This is a genomic window from Bradyrhizobium sp. (assembly GCF_049581145.1).
Taxonomy (GTDB): Bacteria; Pseudomonadota; Alphaproteobacteria; order Rhizobiales; family Xanthobacteraceae; genus Bradyrhizobium.
On the sequence record NZ_JBAURI010000334.1, the window covers coordinates 1 to 7,515 of the forward strand.

The 7,515-nt window shown below is 64.4% G+C and carries 7 protein-coding genes and 1 pseudogene; 3 read left to right on the forward strand and 5 right to left on the reverse strand.

Annotation, left to right across the window (positions count from 1 at the left end):
• Window positions 1-216 precede the first annotated feature (216 nt).
• Both WCB02_RS10995 and WCB02_RS11000 read left to right on the forward strand, forming a co-directional pair.
• Window positions 217-3,108 carry a tetratricopeptide repeat protein gene (locus WCB02_RS10995; RefSeq protein ID WP_423958165.1) on the forward strand — a complete coding sequence of 964 codons (2,892 nt, stop codon included), beginning with the start codon at window positions 217-219 and terminating at the stop codon, window positions 3,106-3,108.
• Between the two features lie 408 nt (window positions 3,109-3,516).
• Window positions 3,517-3,816 (forward strand): hypothetical protein, encoded by a 300-nt coding sequence (locus tag WCB02_RS11000; RefSeq protein WP_423958167.1) that lies wholly within the window; start codon window positions 3,517-3,519, stop codon window positions 3,814-3,816.
• A gap of 490 nt (window positions 3,817-4,306) precedes the next feature.
• Here WCB02_RS11000 and WCB02_RS11005 read toward each other — a convergent pair whose 3' ends face one another.
• Together WCB02_RS11005 and WCB02_RS11010 are read right to left on the reverse strand one after the other, a co-directional pair.
• Complete coding sequence (locus WCB02_RS11005) at window positions 4,307-4,945, reverse strand: GDSL-type esterase/lipase family protein (RefSeq protein ID WP_423958170.1); 639 nt, start codon at window positions 4,943-4,945, stop codon at window positions 4,307-4,309.
• 52 nt (window positions 4,946-4,997) lie between these two features.
• On the reverse strand, window positions 4,998-5,201 hold the full coding sequence (locus WCB02_RS11010; RefSeq protein ID WP_423958172.1) for a hypothetical protein: 204 nt from the start codon (window positions 5,199-5,201) through the stop codon (window positions 4,998-5,000).
• On the opposite strand from WCB02_RS11010, the pseudogene WCB02_RS11015 reads away from it, so the two are divergent.
• A pseudogene (locus WCB02_RS11015) lies at window positions 5,192-5,242 on the forward strand (hypothetical protein); the annotation flags it as partial. The gene WCB02_RS11010 and the pseudogene WCB02_RS11015 overlap by 10 nt on opposite strands.
• Before the next feature lie 150 nt (window positions 5,243-5,392).
• Here the strand turns inward: WCB02_RS11015 and WCB02_RS11020 are convergent.
• The 3 genes from WCB02_RS11020 to WCB02_RS11030 all read right to left on the reverse strand — a co-directional run bounded on the left by WCB02_RS11020 (window position 5,393) and on the right by WCB02_RS11030 (window position 7,335).
• Window positions 5,393-5,635, reverse strand: a complete 243-nt coding sequence (locus WCB02_RS11020; RefSeq protein WP_423958174.1) for a hypothetical protein — start codon at window positions 5,633-5,635, stop codon at window positions 5,393-5,395.
• 132 nt (window positions 5,636-5,767) lie between these two features.
• Entirely contained in the window at window positions 5,768-6,778 is a 1,011-nt protein-coding gene (locus WCB02_RS11025) for an aldo/keto reductase (protein ID WP_423958175.1), read from the reverse strand.
• 134 nt (window positions 6,779-6,912) lie between these two features.
• On the reverse strand, window positions 6,913-7,335 hold the full coding sequence (locus tag WCB02_RS11030; RefSeq protein ID WP_423958177.1) for a PaaI family thioesterase: 423 nt from the start codon (window positions 7,333-7,335) through the stop codon (window positions 6,913-6,915).
• Window positions 7,336-7,515 lie beyond the last annotated feature (180 nt).

Here is a 7,515-nt window from a genome sequence, read left to right on the forward strand (position 1 = left end):
GACTGAAAAAGCCGCAGGATTCCTCTTGCGCTGCTGAAAGATCGCGGGATCAGTCATCGCCGACCGGCGTGACCAAGCTCACACCCGGTCACGGGGTCTCTTGGTATCCGTGATCCCGGAGATTCCGGGAGATAAAGCGTGCGTGGATTGGTCATCTGTTGTTCGGTGTTTTGTTTGCTGCCATCAGCGGTTTTGGCCGGGCCGCGCGAGGACTGCATGGCGCTGTTTCGCCAGGGCGTGCAGTACGAGGATCAGCACAATCCCGCCAAGGCCGCCGACGCATTGGAGCGCGCGGCGAAGCTTGGCGAAACCGCGCTGGGAGCAACCTCGCCGGTGCTCGCCGATATCTACAATGCGCTCGGCCACACCGACTTCGGTCTCGGCCGGTATTCGAGTGCGGTAGCCGGTTTACAGCGCACGCTTGCGATCCGCCAGGCGTCGCTGCCGCCCACCGATCCCAAACTCGCCAACAGCATCAACGATCTCGCTTTTGTCGACGCCCAGATCGGCCGCTACGACGAGGCGGCCACGCTGTACAAGCAGGCGGCATCGATCCAGGAAAAGCTTCGAGGGGCCGATCACCCCGAAACGGTTCGGGTGCTGAACAATCTCGCGGTGCTTTATTTGTATCAGGGGCGCTACGCCGATGCCGAACCGCTGCTGAAGCGCGTCACCGTGAGCTGGGAAAAATCGCTGGGTCCGGCGCATCCGGATGTTCTGACCAGCCTGAACAATCTGGCCGGCCTCTACGATCGGCAGGGCCGCTACGCCGAAGCCGAGCCTCTCATCAAGCGTTTGCTCGAGATCCGTGAAAAGACGCGCGGGCCGGATCATCCGGACGTCGCGCAAAGCCTGAACAATCTGGCCCTCCTGTACAGCGAGGAGGGCCGCTATGCCGACGCGGAGCCTCTGATCAAGCGGGCCCTGCAGATCGAGGAGAAGGCGCGCGGTGCCGATCATCCGGAGGTGGTGACGGAGCTCAGCATCCTCGCGTCCGACTATATGAAAGAGGGCCGCTATGCCGACGCCGAGCCGCTGTTCAGGCGCGCCTTGGCGATCCGCGAAAAGGCGTTCGGGCCCGCCAACACGAATGTCGCCCAGATCCTCAACAATCTGGCCGTCCTGTATATGGAGCAAGACCGCTACGCGGATGCCGAGCCCTTGCTGACACGCGCCATCGACATCAAGCAGAAGGCGCTCGGTCCGGACCATCCCGAACTCGGAGCCGACCTGCACAATCTCGGCTTCATCGACACCGCGCAGGGACGTTATGCCGAGGCTGAGCCTCTGCTGACGCGCGCGCTGGCTATCCAGGAACGCGCGCTCGGTCCGGATCATCCCGATGTCGCCGGCACGCTCAATGCGCTCGCAGCCCTTGATGACGCGGAGGGCCGTCGCGACGACGCGCTCGCGGCATCACGTAGAGCGGTGGCCATCCTGGTCAAGCGCGCCGAGCACGCCGGCGGTGATCGCACCGGCACGAACGAGCGCGAGCGACGGACCGATCGCGGCTATTTCCTGCGCCTGATGCACCTGCTCGCGAGCGGATTGGCCGGCGCGAATCAACCTGGCAATGATACGATCGACGAGGCGTTTCGCGCCGGGCAATATGCGGGCGGGATCGAGACCGCGAAGGCGGTATCCGGCATGATGGCCCGCTACGCCTCGGGCACCGATGATCTCGCCGCGCTGGTGCGCGAGCGCGAAGATTTGTCGAACCGCTGGAACAAACTGGATTCTGATCTGCTCAAGGCCGCCGCGCTCACGCCCGACAAGCGAAACCCTGTATCGGAAGCCGCGGCGCGCAAGGAGCAGGGCGATATCGCGGCCAGGCTCGCGGCCGACAATGACCGGCTGCATGTGGGCTTTCCGCGTTTCGCGGAACTGGCCGAAGCCCGGCCGGTCCATGTCGCCGATGTTCAGTCCGTACTCCGCCCGGCCGAAGCCTTTGTGGCCTTTACGCTCGCCGACAAGGAAAGCTTCCTGTTCGTCATCCGCAAACAGGATGCGCATTTCTTTAAGCTCGCCGCCACCGGTAGCGAGGTCGCCGCCATCGTCAAGTCGCTGCGCGCGGGGCTTGCCAACGATGCGCCCGTCGACGTCGCCAAGGCGCACGAGCTGTATCGGACGTTGCTGGGGCCGGCCGATGCACTGATCGCAGACGCCAAAAACCTGGTCGTGTCCCCCGACGGCGCCTTGCAGAGCCTGCCCTTCGCGGTGCTGGTGACGAAATCGCCGGCCGCGATCACCAAGTTCTCCGACTACAAACCCTCGGACTATCAGGCGGTCGATTGGCTGGTTCGCCGCCAGGCGATCAGCGTGGTGCCGGCGGCGTCTTCGCTGGTCGCGCTGCGCCGGTTCGCCCAGGCCAAGCATGGCACCGATCCGTTCGCGGGTTTCGGCGATCCGATCTTCGACGGCAGCGGCGAGAAGCGTGGCATCGACATGGCGAGCCTCTATCGCGGAGCGGAGGCGAGCAGCGCGGATTTGCGCCGCCTGCCGCGACTGCCGGAAACCGCCGACGAGTTGCGTGCGGAAGCCAAAATCCTGGGAGCGGCGGACACGAGCCTGCATCTCGGCCCGGATGCGAGCATCGCCACGCTGCGCCGCCTCGACCTCGCCAACACCCGCGTGATCTCGTTTGCCACCCATGGCCTGATCGCCGGCGATCTGCCGACGCTCGGCGAGCCCGCGCTGGTGCTCACGCCTCCTGCCCATCCGACGCCCGATGACGATGGATTGCTGCGCGCGTCCGCGGTCTCGCAACTCAGGCTCGATGCTGATTTCGTCATTCTGTCGGCATGCAACACCGCGGCATCCGATGGCACGCCGGGCGCGGAAGGACTGTCCGGCCTCGCCAAGGCGTTCTTCTACGCCGGCGCGCGTTCGCTGCTGGTCTCGCATTGGCCGGTCGATTCGCAGGCACCGGTGAAGCTGACGACGGGAATGATCGGTGCCGTGGCCCAAGACCCGGCGATCGGACGCGCTGAGGCGCTGCGGCGGGCGATGCTCGCCATGATCGACGACACGACGAACGGGTCCGAGCGCGCCCATCCCTTCTTCTGGGCGCCTTTCATCCTCGCTGGCGAAGGCGGGGCTTCGCGGTGAGCGGCACCACCGAGATTGCGAGTCTCGCGGCTCGTCAAATGATCTGTCGCCTGAAGGGCGGCCTTCTCGATCGGGCGATTGAAGTGGCCCGACCGAACCGGGGCTGTCGAGATTGTGGCATCAATCCATCGCGAAGCAGACGGATTGCCGGCCTCGCGCCTTGCGGCGGCAGGCCGCTGGGCCGGCATGGGCAGCGTAGACGATTGACGATGATCGTCTTTTGAGCCGCGAGCCGCGCCGCTGCCGGTATCTCGTCGGAGCCGCCGCGCCGCCTCCAAAAAACTCTTGTCATCCGGTCTTTGTCAGCGACGATCAGCGGCTTTCCTGGACCTCGCAACCAAACGAAGCGAAGCCGGACATCCGTGACGATGAGCGGAATGCGCCGACTGCACCATGGAAAGACCCTGCATGCCCATCCCTGCGGTCCGCGGCGCGTTGACCGATTCATCGATCCGGATTCATGCGCTGTACCGGGTCCGGCTGGTCGGCGGCCGCGAGTTCGATGTGAGGGACAACAGGACGGCGCCGCCTATCGGCGCCAATGAGATCGGCCGGTTGGCCGGACCGAGCCAACTGGTCGACGATTCCTTTCTGCCGGGACCGGATGGGGCGGCCGCGAATCAGAAATTGAAGACAGCGATCACCGCTCTGATCGAAGCGAGCCTGCCTCCGACCTTGAAAAGGATGGGGTTGGTCGACGAACCCTGAGCGGGGAACCCTCGGCTGGATTTCGCTCGTTCTTGTGGAGACCCGCGCTGACGCCGGCTGTGCCCCTTAGGCAAGACGGGCCGGAACAGGCCGTTTGGGCGTGTTGCGGGATCGTGATCGTGCCGACCTTGCCGGCCGGCACCAGCGGCGAAGCGGGCTTGGTCGGGACGCCGCCAATCGAAATCTTCTTGGTGGGGCCGCCGATCGAGCCCTGGGCGAGGGCCGAACCGGCTGTCGCGAATGCGCTCGCCGACAGCAGGATTGCGAGTTTCAGAGCCTGACGGTGCATGGCTTTCTCCTCTGCGACTTCACGAAACCCGGCACGGGCGATGATCGTTGAGCGGTTCGTGTACCATCTGCCCCTGTTGAACTCAAAGAACACGGGCGCGGCGCTTTGGCCTCGCGCTTAGGCAAGCCAGATGCTTTACGTCGGGGTTCGGATTTGCTTCCAGCATATTTACCTCGGACCAATCACATCGCCGCCGCGGGATTAGTGGCCGATCGCCGCCATGACCTGGGGCGCTATTTCCTCAGCCAGCATGTGATAACCTTCCGGAGTCAGATGCTGGCCGTCGGGCTGATGCGGCAATCCGCTGAGCGCGCTATTCGGCAGCATGACCATGGGGATGCCGCGGGCGTGCAGCCGGTTTTCGATCTCTCCGGTACGATCAGCACTGCGTTTGCGCCTGTCGTTGCCACCTGGCTGTAGGATGACGGCGCTGGTTCCGCCCGGCACCACGCGGTCGAGCCGGTTCAACATGCCCTCGGTGGTGTCGCCATTGATGCCGGCATTCACCACATGCACGTTGACACCCTTGGCGCGCAGAATGGCCTGGAGCTGCGCCGGGTAGGCCTCGCTGCGGGCCACGCCCTTGCCATAGGTGTTGCTGGCACCGAGCGCCACCACTGTCGCCGCGGTTGCCGAGGGGATGGCCAAGCCGGACAAACCGGCCAGCACGGCGACGCTGGCCGCAAGACGTAAAGCAAGATGCAAACCAAGGCTGCGCAAAGGCATCGACCACCTCTTCTGAACCGCATTTATGATACCCGCGGGCCGCTGCTGCTCGAAACAAGCGGCCGGCTTGGCCTTCGCGGCGGGTTTGCGCGCAGCCGTCGCCAGTACGGCCATTCTGCACGTTTCGCGCAAGCTTTCCAGCCAGGGATCAATCGCATGACCGAGATCATTGCCAGCCGCGTCGCCGGTCCCGGGCGATGCCGAGGATGCTGAAGGAGCTGGAGGCCCGCGCTCCGAGCCGGGCTTCCTCGTCCATCACCGCCTCTCCAGGATTATTGTGCAGTTTTCGCGCAGCTTCGATCACCTCGAGCGCTACGCGCGCGACCGTGCGGGCCGCATTGGCCGGCCTGGTCGAGTTCAATCGCCGCATCGAGGACGCGCGGCGGCGATGTCGGCATCTGGCACGAGAGCTACAAGGTGCGGGCTGGCGAATACGAGTCGATCTATAGCGGCGTGCCGGCTTTCGGGCTCGGGGATGCGCGCGGCCGCGACGGACGAGAGCAGCGCGCGGCAGAGAATCGGGACGGATTGAACGTAATGTACCATTGTCAACGAAACCGATCATCCCTGCCAAGGCCATTTTTTGAGTTCCTCACGCACCCTGTGTTCGCCCAGGTCGCGCCATTCCGCCGCAGAAAGCTCCGCCAGCCTGCCTCGCTCACCGGCGAGTCGCAGCATGCTCCAGACATGATCGACCGTCTTGATGGTTCTGATGAGGAATCGCGCATGCCATGCACCCCAAGTCATGCGCTTGAAGCGTTCAAGATTCGAATCCGAGCCCACCGGCACAACGTCATCCGTCAAGAGATGTCACAGGTTTGCTAGACCTCATCTCTTCGACACAGGCCACCCGATTTCCGCTGATCGCGCAAGAACCCTCCGGGGCCCGGTCGGCTGTCGGCTCAGTCTGGCGATCAGGCCGCCACGCTACCGCCTTCACCCCGTCCGCGCCCGCCGGCCCTCGATCGGATAAGCCGGATCGTTGAATCCCGGCGTCGACGGATGGCCTGCGACCACCAGGCGGTCGATCAGCGCCTCATCCTCCGCCGTGAAGCGATAGTCGAGCGCGCGGATGTAGTCGTCCCAGTGTTGTTCGGTGCGGGGGCCGGCGATGACGGAACTGACGAAGGCGGAGTTCAACACCCACGCGACCGCGAACTGGCCCGCGGTGATGCCCTTGCTCTCGGCGTGGTGCTTGATCTCCTGCGCGAGTTTGAGCGACTCCGGCCGCCACTCGGTCTGCATCATGCGGGTGTCGTTGCGGCCGGCGCGGGTATCCTTGTCGGGCGCGGCATCGGGCTGGTATTTGCCGGTCAGGACGCCGCGCGCCAACGGGCTGTAAGGCACGATGCCGAGCCCGTAATAGCCGCAGGCCGGAAAGTGCTCGACCTCCGGCATCCGGTTCATCGCATTGTAATAGGGCTGGCTCGCGACCGGACGGTCGATGCCGAGCCGGTCGCAGATGTTGCAAATCTCGGCGACGCGCCAGGCGCGATAGTTCGAGACGCCGAAATAGCGCACCTTGCCCTGTCGCATCAATTCGCCCATCGCCCGCACTGTCTCCTCCAGCGGCGTCGCATGGTCTTCCTTATGCAGATAATAGATGTCGATATAATCGGTGCCAAGCCGCTTCAGGCTTTCATCCGCCGCTTGCAGCACCCAGCGCCGCGACAAGCCACAGCGATTGGGATCGTCGCCCATCGGGTTGGCGAGCTTGGTCGCGAGGATCCAGTTCGGCCGGTTGTTGGCAATGGCCCGGCCGACCGCCTGCTCGGAGCCGCCGTTGTTGTAGGCGTCGGCGCTGTCGATGAAGTTGATGCCGGCCTCGCGCGCCTTGGCGATGATCCGTGCCGAGGTTGCCTCGTCGGTCGGGCCGCCGAACATCATGGTGCCGAGGCAGATGGGCGAAACCTTCAGGCCGCTGCGGCCGAGTTGTTTGTATTGCATCGATCATTCCCTTGGCTAAGGCCGGAGGCCATGTGCAGGATAACGCGTCAGCCTCGTCCTGGCGACCCGGTCGCGCCGCGCAATGATCAATTGATGTTGTCGGTCCCAGCTCAAGGCCGGGACGACGGATCAAATTACTCGCTCTTCAGGATCTTGAACACGCCGCTCGCCATGGCGATGCAGCGCTTGTCGACGGTGATTTCGGTGGTGATGAAGATCAGGCTGCGGGTCGAGCGTACCACGTGAGGCCTTGAGACCAGGACTTCGCCGATCTTGCCGGCCTCGACGAAATGCGTGTCCATCTGCACGGTGGCCAGCATCGGTTTGCCCGAGACCTGGCGCGCGGTGATCCCGCAGGTGCGGTCGGCGAAGGTCATCAGTACGCCGCCCTGCACCAGCCCGCGGCGATTGTGGTGCTTGTCCTCGGTGATCAGCGCGTATTCGTGCCCCCCGTCGACGACGCGTTGCCACAAGGGACCGATCAGATGCAGGAATCCGGTGGTATCGACGATTTTCCAGCCGTCGGATTTGAGCTTTGCGGCGGCTTTGTCGGTCATTCCTGCATGTCCGTCGATCCCTTCCATTCTCCGTCATTTCATCGATCGCACGCATGGTGTAGTCAAGCGCCATGCGTCCCTTCAACGATGCCACGCGGCGGAATATCGCAGAACTCTGCGCAGCCTTTACGCGGCTTGCGCCGGGTGACGCCGCGCCCGAGCTGAAGCGCGCCGCAGTCG

Coding starts and splice junctions, on each gene's coding strand:
- WCB02_RS11000 (WP_423958167.1), top strand. CDS start 3,517: ATGCCCATCCCTGCGGTCCGCGGCGCGTTGACCGATTCATCGATCCGG.
- WCB02_RS11030 (WP_423958177.1), bottom strand. CDS start 7,335: ATGACCGACAAAGCCGCCGCAAAGCTCAAATCCGACGGCTGGAAAATC.
- WCB02_RS11025 (WP_423958175.1), bottom strand. CDS start 6,778: ATGCAATACAAACAACTCGGCCGCAGCGGCCTGAAGGTTTCGCCCATC.
- WCB02_RS10995 (WP_423958165.1), top strand. CDS start 217: ATGGCGCTGTTTCGCCAGGGCGTGCAGTACGAGGATCAGCACAATCCC.
- WCB02_RS11005 (WP_423958170.1), bottom strand. CDS start 4,945: ATGGCCGTACTGGCGACGGCTGCGCGCAAACCCGCCGCGAAGGCCAAG.
- WCB02_RS11010 (WP_423958172.1), bottom strand. CDS start 5,201: ATGCGGCGATTGAACTCGACCAGGCCGGCCAATGCGGCCCGCACGGTC.